The sequence below is a fragment of the Bradyrhizobium brasilense genome, assembly GCF_029714345.1.
GTDB classification, from domain to species: domain Bacteria; phylum Pseudomonadota; class Alphaproteobacteria; order Rhizobiales; family Xanthobacteraceae; genus Bradyrhizobium; species Bradyrhizobium australafricanum.
On the sequence record NZ_CP121669.1, the window covers coordinates 6,401,873 to 6,420,475 of the forward strand.

General features: G+C 65.1%; 17 protein-coding genes. 8 read left to right on the top strand and 9 right to left on the bottom strand.

Features of this window, described 5'->3' with window-relative positions:
* The first annotated feature begins 53 nt into the window (after positions 1–53).
* Genes QA635_RS29895 through QA635_RS29910 form a run of 4 tightly spaced genes read left to right on the top strand, consistent with a single transcriptional unit; the run spans position 54 to position 3,276 of the window.
* Positions 54–521, top strand: a complete 468-nt coding sequence (locus tag QA635_RS29895; protein WP_283063095.1) for a DUF305 domain-containing protein — start codon at positions 54–56, stop codon at positions 519–521.
* 12 nt (positions 522–533) lie between these two features.
* Positions 534–1,991 (top strand): YncE family protein, encoded by a 1,458-nt coding sequence (locus QA635_RS29900; RefSeq protein ID WP_283063096.1) that lies wholly within the window; start codon positions 534–536, stop codon positions 1,989–1,991.
* Positions 1,988–2,515: an RNA polymerase sigma factor gene (locus QA635_RS29905; protein ID WP_283063097.1), complete on the top strand. Its 528-nt coding sequence runs from the start codon at positions 1,988–1,990 to the stop codon at positions 2,513–2,515. The genes QA635_RS29900 and QA635_RS29905 overlap by 4 nt, the downstream gene beginning before the upstream one ends.
* Positions 2,512–3,276, top strand: a complete 765-nt coding sequence (locus QA635_RS29910; RefSeq protein ID WP_283063098.1) for an anti-sigma factor family protein — start codon at positions 2,512–2,514, stop codon at positions 3,274–3,276. The genes QA635_RS29905 and QA635_RS29910 overlap by 4 nt, the downstream gene beginning before the upstream one ends.
* Positions 3,277–3,389: 113 nt before the next feature.
* Here the strand turns inward: QA635_RS29910 and QA635_RS29915 are convergent, their stop codons facing one another.
* From QA635_RS29915 to QA635_RS29950, 8 genes are all read right to left on the bottom strand, one after another.
* Entirely contained in the window at positions 3,390–4,625 is a 1,236-nt protein-coding gene (locus tag QA635_RS29915) for an MFS transporter (protein WP_283071891.1), read from the bottom strand.
* Between the two features lie 209 nt (positions 4,626–4,834).
* Positions 4,835–5,680, bottom strand: coding sequence for a CmcJ/NvfI family oxidoreductase (locus QA635_RS29920; protein WP_225164508.1), 846 nt, complete (start codon positions 5,678–5,680; stop codon positions 4,835–4,837).
* A 516-nt stretch (positions 5,681–6,196) separates the two neighbouring features.
* Positions 6,197–7,138 (bottom strand): ABC transporter substrate-binding protein, encoded by a 942-nt coding sequence (locus QA635_RS29925; protein WP_283063099.1) that lies wholly within the window; start codon positions 7,136–7,138, stop codon positions 6,197–6,199.
* Positions 7,135–8,229: an LLM class flavin-dependent oxidoreductase gene (locus QA635_RS29930; RefSeq protein ID WP_283063100.1), complete on the bottom strand. Its 1,095-nt coding sequence runs from the start codon at positions 8,227–8,229 to the stop codon at positions 7,135–7,137. Before QA635_RS29930 ends, QA635_RS29925 begins: the two co-directional genes overlap by 4 nt.
* Positions 8,230–8,261: 32 nt before the next feature.
* A complete protein-coding gene (locus QA635_RS29935) occupies positions 8,262–9,434 on the bottom strand; it encodes an acyl-CoA dehydrogenase family protein (protein ID WP_283063101.1) in 1,173 nt (390 codons plus the stop codon).
* The gene (locus tag QA635_RS29940) at positions 9,428–10,225 is read right to left on the bottom strand and encodes an ABC transporter ATP-binding protein (protein WP_283063102.1); all 798 of its coding nucleotides are present in this window, start codon (positions 10,223–10,225) and stop codon (positions 9,428–9,430) included. The genes QA635_RS29935 and QA635_RS29940 overlap by 7 nt, the downstream gene beginning before the upstream one ends.
* Positions 10,219–11,235 (bottom strand): ABC transporter permease, encoded by a 1,017-nt coding sequence (locus tag QA635_RS29945; protein ID WP_283063103.1) that lies wholly within the window; start codon positions 11,233–11,235, stop codon positions 10,219–10,221. Before QA635_RS29945 ends, QA635_RS29940 begins: the two co-directional genes overlap by 7 nt.
* Positions 11,213–12,307, bottom strand: a complete 1,095-nt coding sequence (locus QA635_RS29950; protein WP_283063104.1) for an ABC transporter substrate-binding protein — start codon at positions 12,305–12,307, stop codon at positions 11,213–11,215. Before QA635_RS29950 ends, QA635_RS29945 begins: the two co-directional genes overlap by 23 nt.
* A 477-nt stretch (positions 12,308–12,784) precedes the next feature.
* On the opposite strand from QA635_RS29950, the gene QA635_RS29955 reads away from it, so the two are divergent.
* Positions 12,785–13,771, top strand: a complete 987-nt coding sequence (locus QA635_RS29955; protein WP_283063105.1) for an ABC transporter substrate-binding protein — start codon at positions 12,785–12,787, stop codon at positions 13,769–13,771.
* Between the two features lie 330 nt (positions 13,772–14,101).
* A complete protein-coding gene (locus QA635_RS29960) occupies positions 14,102–14,881 on the top strand; it encodes an SDR family oxidoreductase (RefSeq protein ID WP_283063106.1) in 780 nt (259 codons plus the stop codon).
* Positions 14,882–15,047: 166 nt separating this feature from the next.
* Here QA635_RS29960 and QA635_RS29965 read toward each other — a convergent pair whose 3' ends face one another.
* Complete coding sequence (locus QA635_RS29965; RefSeq protein WP_021077434.1) at positions 15,048–15,347, bottom strand: HU family DNA-binding protein; 300 nt, start codon at positions 15,345–15,347, stop codon at positions 15,048–15,050.
* Between the two features lie 435 nt (positions 15,348–15,782).
* Here QA635_RS29965 and QA635_RS29970 point away from each other — a divergent pair, with 435 nt between their 5' ends.
* The gene (locus tag QA635_RS29970; protein WP_283063107.1) at positions 15,783–17,396 is read left to right on the top strand and encodes an ABC transporter substrate-binding protein; all 1,614 of its coding nucleotides are present in this window, start codon (positions 15,783–15,785) and stop codon (positions 17,394–17,396) included.
* Between the two features lie 227 nt (positions 17,397–17,623).
* Positions 17,624–18,601, top strand: a complete 978-nt coding sequence (locus QA635_RS29975; RefSeq protein ID WP_038383993.1) for an ABC transporter permease — start codon at positions 17,624–17,626, stop codon at positions 18,599–18,601.
* Positions 18,602–18,603: the final 2 nt, after the last annotated feature.

The following is an 18,603-nucleotide window of genomic DNA, read 5'->3' on the forward strand; positions in this document are numbered from 1 at the left end:
GCCCAAGGCCGTAACCGCTCGGGCCTCCCCGACAACTCCCAGGGTGAACGCAAATGCTTCCTCGATTCCTTAAGTCCGGCCTCGCGCCGCTCGCCGCGGCCGCCCTGCTCGCTTTTGCAGCTGCGGCGGCTGCTTTCGCGCATGACGACCATCATCCGGTCCAGACCGGGCAGACGGCCGAGGAGAGCGCCTTCCTCGCTGAAAACGATACCGCGATGACCAAGATGATGAATGACATGGCAGCCAAGCCGAGCGGCGATATCGATCGCGACTTCGTCGCGATGATGACGCCGCATCATCAGGGCGCGATCGACATGGCCGTGATCGAGCTCCGCTACGGCAAGAACGAACAGCTGCGCCGGATCGCGCAGGAAATCATCGTCGAGCAGCAGCAGGAGATCGACGCCATGAAGCTCGCGATCGGAGCCCCGGTTACGGCGTCCGCGCCGGCCCCGACGCAGCAGAGCCCGGCGCCCGCTGCTCACGATCATATGAACATGTCCCACGGAATGAAGAACTAGGAGCCTCAAACGATGAACCGTCAAATCCTCAAGAGCCTGCTGGCCACGACGGTGCTGGCGATGTCGAGCCCTGCTTTCGCCGGACAGGCGCCGGGCGCTGCGTCCTCGCCCGACATTCCGGTCAGCCATCACGATCGCGTCTACGCCGCCGAGCAGTTCTCCAACACGGTGTCGGTCACCGACCCGGCCGACAACAAGCTGCTCGGCGTGATCCGGCTCGGCGACCCGCAGCCGGGCAATTTCAGCCCGCTCTACAAGGGCCAGGTGCTGGTCCACGGCATGGGCTATTCGCCCGACCACCGTACCCTCGCCGTGGTCTCGATCGGTTCGAACTCGGTGAGCTTCATCGACACGGCAACCAACTCGGTCAAGCACGTCACCTATATCGGGCGGTCACCGCACGAGGCGTTCTTCACGCCCGACGGCAAGGAAGTATGGGTCACGGTGCGCGGCGAGAATTACATCTCAGTCATCGACGCGCAGAGCTTCAAGGAAACGACGCGCATTGAGGTGCCCGCGGGACCCGGCATGCAGATCTTCTCGCCCGACGGCAAATACGGCTACATCTGTTCGTCGTTCAATCCGGAGACTGACGTGGTCTCGGTCGCAGACCATCAGATCGTCGCCAAGGTGAAGCAGGAAAGCCCGTTCTGCCCGAACATCGCGGCCTCGCCCGATGGCGACCAGGTCTGGTTCACGCTGAAGGATGTCGGCAGGACGCAGGTGTTCAATGCCAAGCCGCCGTTCGACCTGATCAAGACCATCGACACCGGCCCGATCACCAACCACGTCAATTTCGCGAAGACGCCTAAAGGCACGCTCGCCTATGTCACGATCGGCGGCACCAATGAGGTCAAGGTGTTTCGAACCGACGACTTCTCGCAAGTCGCGACCATTCCCGTCGGCAATCTGCCGCACGGCGTCTGGCCGTCCGGCGACGGCACGCGAGTCTATGTCGGTCTCGAAAATGCCGACGCGCTGGCCGCGATCGACACCGCGACCAACAAGGTGATCGCCAATATCCCGATCGGCCAGGCGCCGCAGGCGATCGTCTATGTGCCGAACGCCGCGCCAAATCCGGAAGATCGCCAGAACCTGCAAGCCCTCGGCGTCGCCGGCCAGGCCGCTCACCTCACGCTCGCACCGAAAAAGCAAGCCAAGGGCGAGAAGCCGCCGACCAGCGTATCGCTGTTCGATCAAGGGCTGATCCAGGTGCTGCAGGCTTCCGTGACCGGGCTCGAGCCGAAGCAGCGCTACGTGCTGGGCTTGGCCGAACACGCCGACGGTGGCGGCATGGTGGAGCCGCTGGCAGCCTTCATGACCAATCCGGCCGGCTCCGCGATCGTCAACGCGGCCGGTCCGATCCGGCAGATCGTGCAGAGCGCGGCCAGGACCGAGCGACGCTACCTCGTCATCGCATCCGGCGAACCGGCGAAACTCGGCGCGGTTGTGCAGGTCCAAGCGCCATGAGCGACATGCTGCACCTGGTCGAGCCGCTAATACCCGCCTTGCGGCGCTATGCGCGGGCCCTGGTCCGCGATCACGCCGCGGCCGACGACCTGGTGCAGGACTGCCTGGAACGCGCCGTCATTCACTGGGAGCAGCGGCGGTCGGACAATCCGCGCCCGTGGCTGTTCGCGATCCTGCATAATCTCGCCATCAACCAGTTTCGCCGCGCAACGGTGCGCGGCGTCCATGTCGCGATCGACGAAACCAACGAGGGTGCATTCGGTCAGGAAGCGGCGCAGGAGCACAAGGTGATGTATCGCGACGTCATGGCGAAGCTCGCCAGGCTTCCGCATGACCAGCGTGCGGTGCTGCTGCTCGTCGGCGTCGAGGATTTGTCCTACGCCGATGCCGCGAAGGTGCTCGGCGTGCCCATTGGCACGGTGATGTCCCGCCTCGCGCGCGCCCGCGAGCGGCTGCATCACGAACTGGAGGGGACTCCCGGCGACCGGGATCATAATGTCGTGCAATTGCGGAACAAGACATGAGCAACCGACCCATTACAGAAGACGATCTGCACGCCTATGTCGATCGCGCGCTCGAGCCGGAACGCGAGGCCGAGGTCCGTGCCTATCTGGACAAGCATCCGGACGTGGCCAAGCGCATCGCCGCCTACTCCGATGAGCGTAACCTCTTGCGATCAGCGCTGCTGCCGATCGCCGAGGAGCCGCTGCCGCCGCGGCTCAACCTCGCCAGGATGATCGAGAGCCCACGCCGCCGCCCCTCGTCGTTGCGCTGGGCCATCGCAGCGATGCTGATGCTCTCGATCGGCGGCCTCGGTGGATGGATGATCCGTGGTGCGACACAGGCACCGGTCGGCGGAATTGTGGCGCTCGCCGAGGAGGCCGGCGATTCCTACAGAGTGTACGCCTCCGATCGCACGCGGCCGGTCGAGCTGCGCGACAGCACCGAGCTCGTGCAATGGGTCTCCAACCGGTTGCATCAACCGGTGAAGCTGCCGGATCTCACCAAGTCGGGATATCGCTTGATGGGCGGACGGGTAGTGCCGACCGCACATGGTCCGGCGGCCATGTTCATGTACGACGACGATCGCGGCGAGCGGCTTGTGGTTCTCACCCGCCCGATGACGTCAGACCAGAACGCGCCGATGGCTGCGCATTCGGGGGACGACGTCGCGGGCTTCTCGTGGGCTGACGGCGGTACGGGCTACTCCCTGGTGGGGCCACGCGGAGTGGATTCCCTGCGGCCGCTCGCCAACGAGATTCGCAAGCAGGCGCAGACGATCTGATCGGAACGGAGCGCTAAGCATGATCCGGAAAAGTGCGAAGCGGTTTTCCGAAAAGATCATGCTCAAACAAAGAGCTAAGGCGCGATGCCGATTCAACCCAATCTCATCGCGCCTTAGGGCCCGGTGTAGACCAGGAACAGCACGATCCCGATCACCAGCGCGCCGGCGATGAACAGCAGCACCGCGGGCAGCCCGAACAGCGCCGCGACGCCGGCGGTGCTGGATTGCAGCAGCGCCGCGCCGAGGAAGAATGCGAGGTTGACCGAGGACAGCGCCTTGCCGGTGTTCTGTGCGGCGACAAGCTGGCGCGTCATGCCGTAGATCAGCGGCTGCGCCGACGTCGCGAGCCCGATCAGGATCAACAGCACCAGGTCATATTGCGTCGGCATCACGGTAACGCCGAAGAGATTCGAGACCGGGAAATGCGGCGCACCGGCCGCCATCAAGACGAGCAGCAGCGCGGCGATGGCGTGCGTCACCGCCACCATGGCGCGGCGGTGTCCGAACTTGCGATCGAAGGCGCCGATGCAGGCCGGGCCGACGATCATCGCCAGCGTGAACAGGCCGAGCACATTGCCGGCCTCGATCCGGCTCAGCCCTTTCTCGTCCATCAGCCACGGTCCGCCCCACAAGCCGCGCAAGGTCAGCGACGCGCCGAGCGACACCAGCGACAGCGCGATCAGGCCACGCAGGCCGCGCGACATGCCGAGCCGCAGCACCTCGGCCATCTGGTGCAGCGGCGAGGAATCATCCGCATGCGCCGCCGGCTGCCGCGGCACCAGCGCGAACACCGCGATCAGCACGACAATGCCGAAGCCGGCCGAAACCCAGAAACCGGCGCGCCAGCCGAACTGATCGACCACGAAGGCCAGCGGGCTTGCCGACAGCAGCATGCCGATATTGCCGATCGAGAGGATCAGGCCGGACCACAGGCCGAACTTCGCTGCCGACATCTGCTTGGCCGCGAGCGTCATCGGGCACATCAGCATGCCCGAAGTGGCGACGCCGAGCATGAGCTGGCCGAGCACAAAGCTCGCAGGCCCCGTCGCCAGCGCCGAGACCAGCGTTCCGATCACGGTACCGGCTAGCAGGCTCAACGACACCGGCCGCACGCCGAAACGATCCATCGCGGCGCCGACCGGGATTTGCGAGGCGGCAAAGGAGAAATGATAGATCGAGGTGAGGCTCGCCAGCGCCTGCGGCGAGGTGCCGAAATCCGACGCCATCAGATCGAGGCTGATCGCCGGGATGGTCCGCAGCAGCGTCGACAGCATGTGGCCGGAGGCCAATGCCAGAAGTGCAAGCACCAGGGCGCGGAACCCGATCCCCGCCTCTTCCTTCGTCACCACGCCGTCCACGAATCGCCTCTTCCCCGAGCGGTTTGGCGACGGGCGTAACATTATTGGGCGGATGGTGCCAACTTTGGCGGCAATGCTGCTGCCTCGACGCCGTCATGGCCGGGCTTGTCCCGGCCATCCACGTCTATCTTCACGCAGAACCAAAGACGTGGATGCCCGGGACGAGCCCGGGCATGACGAGTTTGTGGGGACTGCGTCCCTCACTGCTTATGGAATACCAGCGTGCGCAGCTCGATGCTCTCGCGCGGCGCGGCGTCTGCGGGCGTGGTCGGATCGACAAACGCGGTATGCGGCCCGAACCGGGTGCGGCCGTCGGTCGCCGAGTCGTAGCATTTCAGCAGAATTGCCTCGTCCGGCGTCATCTCGGGAATGTAGAACCAGCGGTGGTTCGGATTGTACTTCACCGAATAGGTCTCGCCGCTGCGGTTCGGATAGATCAGGTCCGAAGCAATGAGGTCCTCCGGTGCGACCGTGGTGCCGTCGGCCATCGCCAGCGGAGAATCGCGCAATGGCCCGCGGATCGGGCGCCACAGGTTGATCACCTGGACGCGGCCCTTCACCAGCTGCTCGGCCTCGTCGGGCAGATGCTCGAACACGCGGTTGCGGCCGGAGACGGCGGTCTGGTCGACATGGACGCGGGTCGCCGGCTGGCGCGGACCGCCGCCGCGGATATCCGCCGCACCCTCGACGCGCTTGCGCACGGTGTGATCGAAGATGAGGACGCGATCCGCCTTCAGCGTCGCCTTCAGGAAGGCTTCGACGGCCGGGTAGTAGACGTTGCGGACTTCGTTCTCGTCGTAATAGTCCTTCACACTGGTCGGATGCTTGACCAGCGCAAAGCCCTCGCGGTCGAGCGAGAAGCTGTTGGCGATCAAACGCCCGTCAAAGATCGGAACGTTGTGGGCTTCGGGCAGCGCGGTGGATTTGGGTTCGCCGGGCGGCGGATCGAAGGCGTAGGTCCGGGGCTTGCCCGGCGTCGGCGCAAGATAATTCAGTTCAGCGGTCACAAACGGCAGCGACTCGATGCGAGTTTGTTGAAGGCCCATGGTGATCTCCCGGACTCGATTGTTCGTGCTTTTGATCTTGGCAGCGCCGGCCGGGGTGGCAAGGCCGCGGCGAAAATAGCAACGTTGCGGTTCTGGAATGTGCCAAACGGGGAAAATCCTTGCCGCGCCGCAGCCCGCGGACGAATGGATGCTTTGAATCACGGGTTCGTTAGCGGTGCGATAGTGCGGAGCTGAATCGCTTCTGCGCAGACGGTCCACATCTCCCGCCTGCAGGGCCGCCGCAGGTGCGCAGGCAAAATATCGAAAACAACCCCATGCAAAGGACCTCGCGGCTGCCGGCCTTCGACAGGGCAGCTTGACACGTCGGGCAAATCAGGGATACATTTCCAATATTCCGAAATCGTGCAAGCAGCGTCGTCTGGCGAAAGCCAGGACCCATTACCACTGAATTTGATAGTGAGCGGGATCGCGGCCCCAGCGTCGTACAACAACTGCCATCCGGGGTAATGGGTCCTGGCTTCCGCCAGGACGACGCTGGTGTCGCTTGCAAATTGCCTACAACCCCGCGCCCTTCCCGACGGCCGCACCAAACGAGCGGTCGAGGATGTCGGCGGCGTTGATCTTCTGCCGGATCAGGCCCCAGCGGTCGTAGAGGTCGATGGTCTTCTGCTCGTCGGCCACCACGCTGTCGTCGATCGGCGCGATGCGGATCTTGGCGCGCGTCAGCCAGTTCAGCGGCACCGCGGGCGGGATGTTCATCAGCCTGCCCCAGGTGGCGGCGTAGCCCTCGACATTGTTCTGCGACCATGCGCGCGCGGCCGCCAGCCGCCGCACGAAATCCTCGAGCTCGGCGCGCTTGGCCTTGATCGCATCCGGTGTCGCGACCTGGAAGCCGAGGCCGGGCGTAATGCCGTCGGCCGTGATAACGCGGCGCGACTTGAACAGCACTTCTTCCTGGCTCACATAAGGCTCCCAGGTCGACCAGGCGTCGACCGCGCCCTGCGTGTAGGCGACCTTCGCGTCCGACGGCGCGAGGAACACGATCTGCACGTCGCTCGCCTGCCATCCCTTGGATTCCAGCGCGGCCAGGATCAGCTGATGGCCGATCGAGCCGCGGCCGGTTGCGATCTTCTTGCCGCGCAGATCGTCGAAGCTCTTGATCGCGGAGTTCTCCGGCACCACGACCGCGAGCCCGTCGCGCGACTGCCGCACCGCGGCAATCGCCTTGACCGGAATTTTGGCGGCCGCCGCGAAGGTGAACGGCGCGTCGCCGACCAGGCCGGTATCGATCGCGCCTGCCCCCAGCGCCTCCAGCAGCGGCGCGGCCGCGGCGAACTCCTTCCACTCGATCTTGTAGGGGACGTCCTTGAGCACACCGGCCGCTTCCATCACGGCCTGCGAATTGCCCTTCTGGTCGCCGACGCGCAGCGTGGTCTGCGCGGCAGCGCCATCGACGGCGGCGAGCGCAAGCACTGCCGCAACAATGAGACGGATCATTCGGCGGCAATCCCCCGCTGCTGGTCGCGCGCTTCGATCAGCTTGCGGGTCAGCGGGATCAGCGCCCGGCCATAATCGATCGCATCGACCAGCGGATCGAAGCCGCGGATCAGGAAGTGGCTGACGCCGAGATCGTAATAATCGCCGAATACCTCGGCGACCTGCTCGGGTGTGCCGACCAGCGCCGTGGTGTTGCTGTTGGCGCCGGTCAGTTTGGCGATCTCCGTCCACAGCCGCTTGTCGATGCGCGTACCCTGATCGGCGAGCGCCAGCAGCCGCTTGGCGCCGTCGGTCGCGTGGTTGGGACGGCGATAGCCGGTCTGGTCCTGCAGCGCGGTGGCGCGCTCGAGGATGTGCTCCGCCTTCTTCCACGCCTTCTCCTCGGTGTCGGCGAGGATCGGCCGCACCGACAGGCTGAAGCGCGGCGTCGGCCTTCCGTGCTTCGCAGCGGCAGCGCGCACCCGCGCGGTGACATCGCGCACCTGCGCGTAGGACTCGCCCCACAGCGCGAAAGTATCGGCGTGCTTGCCCGCGACCTCGACCGCGGCGTCCGAGCCGCCGCCGACGAAGGTGTAGATGCCGCCGTTCTGCAACGGCTTCACCTGCGAGAAGCCGTTCTCGACGTTGTAATACTTGCCGCTGTAGTTGAACGGCTTCTCGCTGGTCCATTCCAGCCGCACCACGTCGAGGAATTCGCTGGTGCGGGCGTAGCGCTCGTCCTTGTCGTCGAGCGTGTTGCCGTCCTGGCGCAGCTCGATGGCGTTGCCGCCGGTGATGACGTGCAGCGAGACGCGGCCGCCATAGAATTGATCCAGCGTCGCGAGCTGGCGCGCCAACAGCGTCGGCGCGGTGAAGCCCGGTCGCTGCGCGATCATCACCTTGAGCTGCTTGGTGATGGTCAGGACATGCTGCGCGACCTGCAACGCATCCGGCGTGGTGGAGTGGAACGCCAGCAGCGCGCGATCGAAACCGGCGAGCTCATGCGCCTTGGCCACCGTCTCGATATAGGGCGGATCAAGCACCGGGCCGGAGCGGACGATGGTCTCGGAGGCATTGTTGTTGGTGATGAAGCCGATGAACTCGACCGGCATGACGGGAACTCCGTTGTTGTTGGCTGTTGTTTTCAGACGCCCAGCGCGGAGCGTCCGGCGGAGACACGGGTGGCATCGTCTTGCGGGGTATGGACGCGGCCGCACAGCACGTCGCGGTAATGCCGCTCCAGCGGATTGGTTCGCGACAGGCCGTGATTGCTGGTCAGCGACAAGGCATCCTCCACCACTGCCGCGGCGTTATTGGTCACCGTCAGCTTGATGATGTTAGACTCGATCGCGGACAGCGGGAAGCCGTTATCGAAATCGGCGGCGAAGCTGTCGATCAGGCGGGCATTGACCGCAAGCCGCGCCTCGATCGCGCCGACGACATCCTGCATCCGCGGCAAGGTCGCGAGCGGCGCACCGAGATTGGCGGGCACCCGCTGCTTCAGGAATGTGACCAGCCAGTCGCGGGCGGCGCGGGCGATGCCGTCGTAGATCGCGGCGACGAAGATCGCATGCACGGTCGCCTGGGTCACGTCAGGAACCTTCCAGTCGTCGGGCCTGCGGACGTCGATCTCGTAATCCAGCGGAAACACCGCGTCGTCGAAGATCACGGTGTGGCTGCCGCTGGCGCGCAGGCCGAGATGATCCCAGCTCTCCTCGATCCGCGTTCCCGGCAACCCTGCTGGAACCAGAAACAAGCCGACACGCGTCTCCGGCTCATCAGTCTTTGCCCAGACCGAATACCATTTCAGGATCGGCGCACCGGTCGAATAGATCTTCTTGCCGGTCAACCGCCAGCCGGTTTCGGTGCGGCGCGCCGTGGTCGCCGGCAGGCCGCCGCGCGCGGGCGAGCCGAGCTCGGGCTCGACGCGGAGCGCGTTGATCAGCGCCCCGCCCTCGACCGTCTCCTTGGCGAGCTTGCGCGACAGCCGGCCTGGCCAGCGCGTGCTGCGCGCCATCACCAGATGCTGGATGTAATGCATCGACAGCACCAGCGCGGTCGACGGATCGGCCTTGCCGATGATGCCGAGCACGCGCGTGGCGTCGCGGGCACCCGCTCCGCCGCCGCCGAGCGCGGCCGGCACGGTCAGCGCCAGCAGGCCCTCGCGCGAAAGATCGGCGAAATTCTCGAACGGAAAACTGGCGTCGCGGTCGTGCGCCGGCGCACGCGCTGCAAACACGTCGGCGAGCCGTAACGCGCGCGCGATGTGCTCCGGCCCGTCCGCCGGATGCAGCTCCCTCGCCGCAGATCTCACCATGTCGCCTCCAGTCCGAGCAGGCCGAGAATCTGCTTGCGCAGCTCAGCCAGATAAGGATCGCCGCGATGCCGAGGATACGGCCGGGCGACAGCGATGTCGGCCTTGATCCGCGCCGGCCGATCGGAGAGCACGATGACGCGGTTGGCCAGCACCAGCGCCTCCTCGACGTCGTGGGTAACGAGCAGCGTGGTAAAGCCCTTGCGCTGCCACAGCGCCACGAGCTCGGACTGCATCGCGATCCGCGTCAGCGAATCGAGCTTGCCGAGCGGCTCGTCCAGCACCAGGATCTTCGGATCATTGACCAGCGCGCGCGCCAGTGCCACGCGCTGCGCCATGCCGCCGGACAGCTGGTGCGGATAAGCGTTGCGGAACGAGGACAGGCCGACCAGCTCGATGACGTCATCGACGCGGTGGCGTTGCGCCTTCAGGATGCCCTGCGCTTCGAGCCCGAGCGCGACATTGTCCCACACCGTGCGCCACGGAAACAGCGTTGGATCCTGGAACACGACAACCCGCGACGGATGCGGTCCGGCGATGCGGACTTCATCCTCGCGCAGCGAGCCCGCGCGCGGCTTCTCCAGCCCCGCGACCAGCCGCAGCAGGGTCGACTTGCCGCAGCCGGACGGGCCGAGCAGCGCGACGAACTCGCCCGGCGCGATCGCGAGATTGACATTGTCGAGCACCGGCAGCGTAGCGCCATCGATATCGAAGGCGTGGCTGACGCCTTCGACATCGAGCTCGGCGCCGACCGCCGGATAGGTGATCGCCTCAGCTGCGGACTGCACTACCATTTGACGACGCCCTTCTGCCAGACCAGCAGGCGGTCGCGGGTGCGGAACAAGAGCGTGATCGCGCCGGAGCAGAGCAGCGACATCACGATCAGCGCCGCATACATGTTGGCGTAAGCCGCCCAGCCCTGCGCCCATTGCAGGTACCAGCCGAGCCCGGCCTTGACGCCGATCATCTCGGCGACGACGAGCACGGCGAAGGATGAGCCGAGCCCCATGAACAGGCCGACGAATACATGCGGCAGCGCGGCGGGGATCGCGACCTTCAGCACCAGGAATGACGGTTTTGCGCCGAGCGTGCGCGCGACGTCGTAATAGGCGCTGCTGACGCTCGCGACGCCCGACCAGGTCAGGACCGTCACCGGAAAGCCGGTGGCGAGCGCGATCAGGAAGGTCGAGGCGCTCCAGCTCGACGGGAAGGTGAAGAAGGCGATCGGCAGCCAGGCCGTGGCCGGCAGCGGGCCGATGAAGCGCAGCACCGGATGCACCCAATAACCGATCTTCTGCGACCAGCCGATCGAGACACCGGTGATAAAGCCGACGGTTGCGCCGATGATGTAGCCGCCGAGCTGCAGCTTGATCGAGGCGAACACGCTGTCGAGCAGTTTCGGCAGATCGTCGGTATAGACCTCGAGGATCGACTGCGGCGGCGGGAAGAACGGCAGCGGCAGCCAGGCGAACTTTGCGGTGGCGACCTCCCACAACGTCACGAAGGCGCCGAACGCCACCAGCCACGGCGCGCGCTTGCGCAACGCCTGCCCGGCGCCGCCGAGATAATCCGCGCTGAATGTGCCGAACAGGATGAAGGCGGCGATGACGATCGCGCCGATACCGAGCGATCCGGTCCGCGACCAGTCGCCGACATCGGGCCAATAAAGGCACGAGAGGCCGAAGGCGAGCCAGACGAGGCTCGCCGCAAGGCCGACACCGTAACTGCCGGAAAGATTCGAGAACGTGACCGCCGCGCGCGGCCCGGCCGCAGCCGTCGTGTCAGACACTGAATACGTCGACATAGATCCGCTCCGCGAATTTGGCTGTGTCGGTGCTCTGCTTGAACACCTGCACCGTCTTGAGGTCGTCGGCGTAGCCCTTCAGCTCGCGCTTGAGCACCTCACCGGTCGGGTGATGGTGGTGGGTGTGGTAGCGAGCCATTGCCTCGAGATCGGCGAGGCTCGCCGCCTTCGGCGCATAGGGCTGGAACGACTTCGCCGCCTTGTCCGGGTTCTGCGAGGTGAACATCGCCGCATCGAGCAGCGCCTGGGTGATGGCTCGCGCAACTTGCGGCTCCTCGCGCACCAGGCTGCCGCGCAGGCCGACGATGCAGCAGCTCTTGTCGCGATATTCGCCGTCGAGGTTGGAGGCGACCTCCTTGTACTGCGCATCCTTCAGCCAAAGATAGGCCAGCGGGTCCGACGACAGGAAGGCCTGCACCTCGCCCTTCTCGACCGCGACATTAAGCAGATTGCCGGGATAGGCGCGCCAGTCGACGTCCTTGATCGGGTCGATGCCGAGCTTGGCGAGCTGGATCGAGAAGAAATTCTTGTCGGGACCGGCGAGATCGCCGACCGCGACGATCTTGCCCTTGAGATCGGCGAGCTTGTCGACCCCGGAATTGGTGCGGGTCAAGACGCGCATGCAGCCGCCATGGGTGCCGGCGGCGATCTTGACGTCAAAGCCCTGCTCCAGCGGCTTCAGCCAGCGCAGCGCCATGCCGAGACCGGCGTCGCTCTTGCCGGTGGCGATCGCCTCCAGCAGCTGGTCGGTCGAGCCCGAATAGTTGACCAGCTCGACGTCGAGATTCTGCTTCTGGAAGAAGCCGTGGTCGATCGCGACCGGCAGCGGCGCAAGGCAGACCGCGCCGGCGTTCCAGGAGAGCTTCAGCTTGCGCGGCGCGCCGGTCAAAGCCGGTGCATTGGATGCGGTCTTGCAGACCGGAAATTCGGAGAAGTCGATCGCCGGCGTGATCGCCCGTGGCGCGAAGGCCTGTGCGCTATAGGCCCCGATCGGCGCGGCAAAGGCCGCGGCGGCGCCCGCACGCAGCAATGTGCGGCGATCCATCACCGTCTTCTTGTTATCCGTCGACATCTTCACTCCTGCATTTCGGCAAGGCTTCGCCCCGCGCGCAAAACGTCTCCGTTTGCACGCCCCGTCGTTCGAAGCACATGGTTCAGAAAAAAGCGGATTTCTCCGGCGCGATTGCACTCAAAGCAACGTGCAAATGATGCGGCGCGACAAGATCATCGTCAATGAAATGGAATTTCGTATGTTGTCGGCGCCACAGCTGAACTCTCCACGATCGCATCGCGCGGCGATGAAAGGATTTTCACGATCGTCCCACACGGAGATGCGGCGCGATCACCCGCGACTGCATCAAATTTGAGCGGTCTACAGTCGCATGCGCGAAGTTTTCTACGCGCGGCATGCCTGACGAGATCATCCTTGCCGCGTAGCCGGCGAATTCAGATTTCCGTTTCGTTGACGGCGAACGGCTTGCTCATAGACTTGATCGAACGCTGCCGCGCGTTCCGCCGCGCAGCGAATGAATCAGAAAGAAAAATGCAGATGCGCAAACTGACCCGCTCGGGCCCTCCCCATTCTCTCACCCGCCGCACGGCAGCCGCGTTCGTCGCAGCCGTGATCACGCTGTCGACGTCGGCCGCGGCACTCGCGGCTGACGCGATCGTGCTGCGCGTCGGCGACCAGAAGGGCGGCAACCGCTCGCTGTTGGAGATTTCCGGCCTCGCCAAGGATCTGCCCTACAAGATCGAGTGGTCGGAATTCCCTGCCGCGGCCCCGATCCTGGAGGCGATCAACGCCGGCGCGCTCGACGTCGGCTACACCGGCGACTTGTCGTTCCTCACCGTCTATGCGTCGGGCGCGCCGATCAAGGCGATCGGCGGCACGCGCTCCGATGCGCGGACGCAGGCGATCCTGGTGCGCGGGGATTCGCCGATCAAGACCGCGGCTGATCTGAAGGGCAAGCGCCTTGCCGGCACGCGGGGCGGCTGGGGCCAATTCCTGATCAACGCGACGCTGGAAAAGGCCGGCAGCAGGATCGAGGACGCGACCTTCGCCCCGCTCGGCCCGGTCGACGCCAAGATCGCGCTACTCGCCGGCTCGATCGACGCCTGGGCGGTGTGGGAGCCGTATATCTCCTACGCCACACTGAAGGACAGGGCGCGCGTCGTCGCTGATGGCGAAGGGCTGACGCCGACCATCACCTTCATCGTCGCCTCCGACAACGCGATCGCAACCAAGCGCGCGGCGGTGCAGGACCTGGTGCAGCGGCTCAACAAGGCGCGGCTGTGGTCGCTCGACCATCTCGCCGAGTACGCCAGGAACACGGCCGAGCTCACAAAACTACCGGAGGACGTGCTGCTCGCCGCCTACACCGCGCAGAAGACGAGCCCGATCGCGATCGACGAGGCCGTGGTGAAGGAAGTGCAGGCCGCCTCCGATCGCGCCACACGCTACGGCATCCTCGGCAAGACGCTGGATGTCGGTAAGGCCGTCGACCGCAGCTTTACGGCAAGCGCGAGCTCGAACTAGCGGCGCGCGTGAACCGGGCACGCTCTTTCCTCACCTCCCCTTGAAAAGGGGAGGTCGGTTTGCGCAGCAATCCGGGTGGGGATCCTGCCTCCGCACGCGCCGGCGTCCGTGGAGAGAAACCCCCACCCCGCCCTCCCCTTTCAGGGGGAGGGAGACAGACGGCGGTGCTCGCCTAACGAGCATCAAGCCTCGCACCACCATGGAGACATCCGATGTCCGGTCCGCTCCATCTCGCACTGATTGTCACAGCACACCTGCTCTGCATGACCTTGTTGGTCGCGCTGTCGGTTTGATAGCGTCCTCTCCGGGCCAGCCCCAGGGAGAACAACAATGAACCTATCAATGAAGGACCGCGTCGCGGTGGTCACCGGCGGCAGCAAGGGCATCGGGATCGCGGTGGCGCGGCGGTTTGCCGAATCCGGCGCAAGGGTCGCAATCCTCGCCCGCGGCGCCGCCGACCTCGCAGCGGCGCGCGAGGCGCTCGCCAGGGACGGCCTCGTGGTGCGCGACTACGTCTGCGACGTCGCGAAGGCCGCCGATATCACCAAGGCCCACGACCACATCGTCGCGGATCTCGGCAAGATCGACGTGCTGGTCAACAACGCCGGCACGGCACGCACGCTGGCGTTCGAGAGCATCAGCGACGAGGCCTGGCAGGAAGACCTCGACCTGAAACTGTTCGCCGCGATCCGTTTCGGCCGGCTGGTGTGGCCGGGCATGAAGCAGCGCAAATGGGGCCGCATCATCAACGTGCTCAACACCTTTGCCAAGGCGCCGGCCGGCAATTCCGCGCCGACCTCGGTGTCGCGCGCGGCCGGCATGGCACTGACCAAGGTGATGGCCAATGAAGGCGGCGAGCACAACATCCTGGTGAATGCGCTCTTGGTCGGCCTGATCATGAGCGATCAATGGGTCAAGCGGCATGCTGCCCAGGCGCCGAACACGGATTTCGGGGAATTCGCCAAGGGCCTTGCCAAGGGCACGCCGCTCGGCCGCATCGGCACGGCGGAGGAGTTCGCCAACCTCGCCTGCTTCCTGGCCTCGGAGCAAGGCTCCTACATCACCGGCACCGCCATCAATGTCGATGGTGGCCGGTCGCCGGTGGTCTAGAGCCCCGGTCCCGGTTCAACCCGGTCCGGAGCTCCAGATTCTGCTTTGGCGCGTTTTCTTCACGCGAACCGGTGTCCACTGCGCTCGAAAACGCTCAAGCGGGCAACCTACGGCAGGAAGCGACGGCTCAAAAGCAAAAGGCCTCCGTTACCGGAGGCCTTTCATCTTAAACCGCGTCCTTGGCGGCCTTGACCGGCCGTGCGCGGACGATCTTCCGGGCCGGCTTGGCCTTGAACATCATCTCTTCGCCGGTGAAGGGGTTGGTGCCCTTGCGCGCCTTGGTCGCAGGCTTCTTGACCACAACGAACTTCGCGAAGCCGGGGACGAGGAACACCCCGGCCTTCTTCAGCTCCTTGTGGCCGACATCGACAAGCGAGTCCAAAACGTTCTTGACGTCGCGCTTGGAGAGTTCGGTGGTGGTCGCGATCTTCTCGATCACTTGCGACTTCGACAGTTGGGTAGCCATGGTTGCTCCATTGATTCTGGAGTGGGCACGATATGGCGGAAAACGCCGAGAAAAACAGTGTTTTCTGCACTCCCCACAGCAATATCGTTGTGGACAGCCCCCGAATCAGGGGTTTTTCCAGTGTTTTTTCCAGTCAAGGCGCTTCCGACCCCTAAATTTACAGGGTTTGCGCGGCTTCGGTGCTCCCGAAAACGCCCCCTCGAGAGAATCACCAGACGCAACTCGCGCGGCCCAAACTGCGACAATGCGGCGCCCGATCCGGGTTGCGAAGCGTCGCAATGCGCCACTTCAGGTTTCGGAAACGATCCTCCAAAAGGCCGAGGCATTAGAAAATGACTCGGGTTCCCATTCCATCGTAACATCGCAAAGGGGCGCCACGACCGATCCGGCTGGTCGCCCGATGCAAGCCTTTATGTAAGTACCGGAGACCCGCGTATGGATTTGAGCCGCCTCGAGATCAACCGCCGCACGGCCCTTCTGACCTCGGCCGCGATTGCGGCCAATGTCATCAATCCGATGCGGGCATTCGCGCAGGAGGCCCCGCGCAAGGGCGGCGTGTTCAACGTCCATTACGGCGCCGAGCAGCGCCAGCTCAATCCCAGCATCCAGGCCTCGACCGGCGTCTACATCATCGGCGGCAAGATCCAGGAGAATCTGGTCGACCTCGACGCCAACGGCCAGCCGGTCGGCGTGCTCGCCGAGAGCTGGGAGGCGACGCCGGACGGCAAGACCGTCACCTTCAAGCTGCGCAAGGGCGTCACCTGGCACGACGGCAAGCCGTTCACCTCGGATGACGTCGCCTTCACCGCGATGAAGATGTGGAAGAAGATCCTCAACTACGGGTCGACGCTGCAGCTGTTCCTCACATCGGTCGATACGCCCGATCCGCAGACCGCGATCTTCCGCTACGAGCGGCCGATGCCGCTCAACCTGTTGCTCCGGGCCCTGCCCGACCTCGGCTATGTCTCCGCCAAGCATCTCTATGAGAGCGGCGACATCAGGCAGAATCCGACCAATCTGGCGCCGGTCGGCACCGGCCCATTCAAATTCGTCAAATACGAGCGCGGGCAATACATCATCGCCGACCGCAACCCGGACTATTGGCGGCCGAACGCGCCCTATCTCGACCGCATCGTCTGGAAGGTGATCACCGACCGTGCCGCCGCGGCCGCCCAGATGGAGGCCGGCGAGCTGCACTACAGCCCGTTCTCCGGACTGACGATCTCGGACATGGCGCGGCTCGGCAAGGACAAGCGCTTCATCGTCCAGACCAAGGGCAATGAGGGCAACGCCCGCACCAACACCATCGAGTTCAACTTCCGCCGCAAGGAACTGGCCGACATCCGGGTCCGGCGCGCCATCGCGCACGCGATCAACGTGCCGTTCTTCATCGACAATTTTCTCGGCGATTTCGCCAAGCTCGGCACCGGCCCGATCCCGTCGACCTCGACCGACTTCTATCCCGGACCGAACACGCCGCAATACCCCTATGACAAGGCCAAGGCGATCGCGCTGCTCGACGAGGCCGGTTTCAAGGCCTCCGGCGGCAACCGCTTCTCGCTGAGGCTCCTGCCGGCGCCGTGGGGCGAGGACATCTCGCTGTGGTCGACCTTCATCCAGCAGTCGCTGGGCGAAGTCGGCATCCAGGTCGACATCGTGCGCAACGACGGCGGCGGCTTCCTCAAGCAGGTCTATGACGAGCACGCCTTCGATCTCGCGACCGGCTGGCACCAGTATCGCAACGACCCGGCAGTCTCGACCACGGTGTGGTATCGCTCCGGCCAGCCCAAGGGCGCGCCATGGACCAACCAGTGGGGCTGGGAGGACAAGACCGTCGACAAGACCATCGACGATGCCGCCACCGAAGTCGATCCGGCCAAGCGCAAGGCGCTCTATGCCGACTTCGTCAAGGAGGTGAACACCGAGCTGCCGGTCTGGATGCCGATCGAGCAGATCTTCGTCACCGTGATCACGGCCAAGGCGCGCAACCACTCCAACACGCCGCGCTGGGGCTCGACGAGCTGGCACGATCTTTGGCTGAGCGCATGAGGCCACATCTGCGCTAGGCGTGGCGCCCTCTTCTCCCTCGCCCCGCTCTTGCGGGGAGAGGGTCGGGGTGAGGGGCTGTCTCCGCGAGTCGCGTGCGCGGATGGACCTGTACCCCCTCACCCGGATCGCATTTCGCTTCGCTACATGCGATCCGACCTCTCCCCGCAAGCGGGGCGAGGTAAGAAGAGGCCGGTGGCCACTTCGTCTGAAAACGCTATAGATAACCGATGCGTATCCTGAGCCTTGCGGGGCGGCGGCTCGCCGCCTCGATCCCGACCCTGTTCCTGATCCTGATCGGCGTGTTCCTGCTGCTGCAGCTTGCGCCGGGCGACACCGTCGATGCGCTGATGGCGCAGATGGGCGGCGGCGACGCCGCGACCGCCGAGGCGCTGCGCAAATTCTACGGGCTGAACCTCTCGGTTCCGGCGCAGCTCGGGAACTATCTGTGGCACCTGGTCCGGCTCGACCTCGGCTTCTCCTCGATCTACGGCAAGCCGGTGGCGACCGTGATCCTGGAACGGCTGCCGCCGACCATCCTGCTGATGACGGCGTCGCTGTCATTCGCGTTCTTCTTTGGCCTCGTGTTCGGCGTGATCGCCGCGCGCGGCGTCAACCGCTGGCCGGACACGATGATCTCCACGCTCGGCCTGATCTTCTACGCCACGCCCTCGTTCTGGTTCGGGCTGATGGCGATCGTGGTGTTCTCGGTCTATCTGCAGTGGCTGCCGCCGGGCGGCTTCGAGGATATCGGCAACGTGCAGACCGGAATCTGGCGCGTGCTCGATATCGCGGCGCATCTGGTGCTGCCGACGCTGACGCTCGGGCTGATCTTCCTTGCGATCTATCTGCGCATCATGCGCGCCTCGATGCTGGAGGTCCTGAACCTCGATTTCGTCCGCACCGCCCGCGCCAAGGGGCTGGATGAGACCCATGTCATCACCCGCCATGTGCTGCGCAACGCGCTGCTGCCGATGGTGACGCTGATCGGATTGCAGGCCGGCACCATGCTCGGCGGCTCGGTCGTGGTCGAGAGCGTGTTCTCCCTGCCCGGCCTCGGTCGCCTCGCTTATGAGTCGGTGGTGCAGCGCGACCTCAACACCCTGCTCGGCATCGTCTTCGTGTCCGCGCTGCTTGTGATATCGGTGAACTTCGTCGTCGACCTGCTCTACGCGCGGCTCGATCCGCGCATCGCGGCGGAGGGCTGACG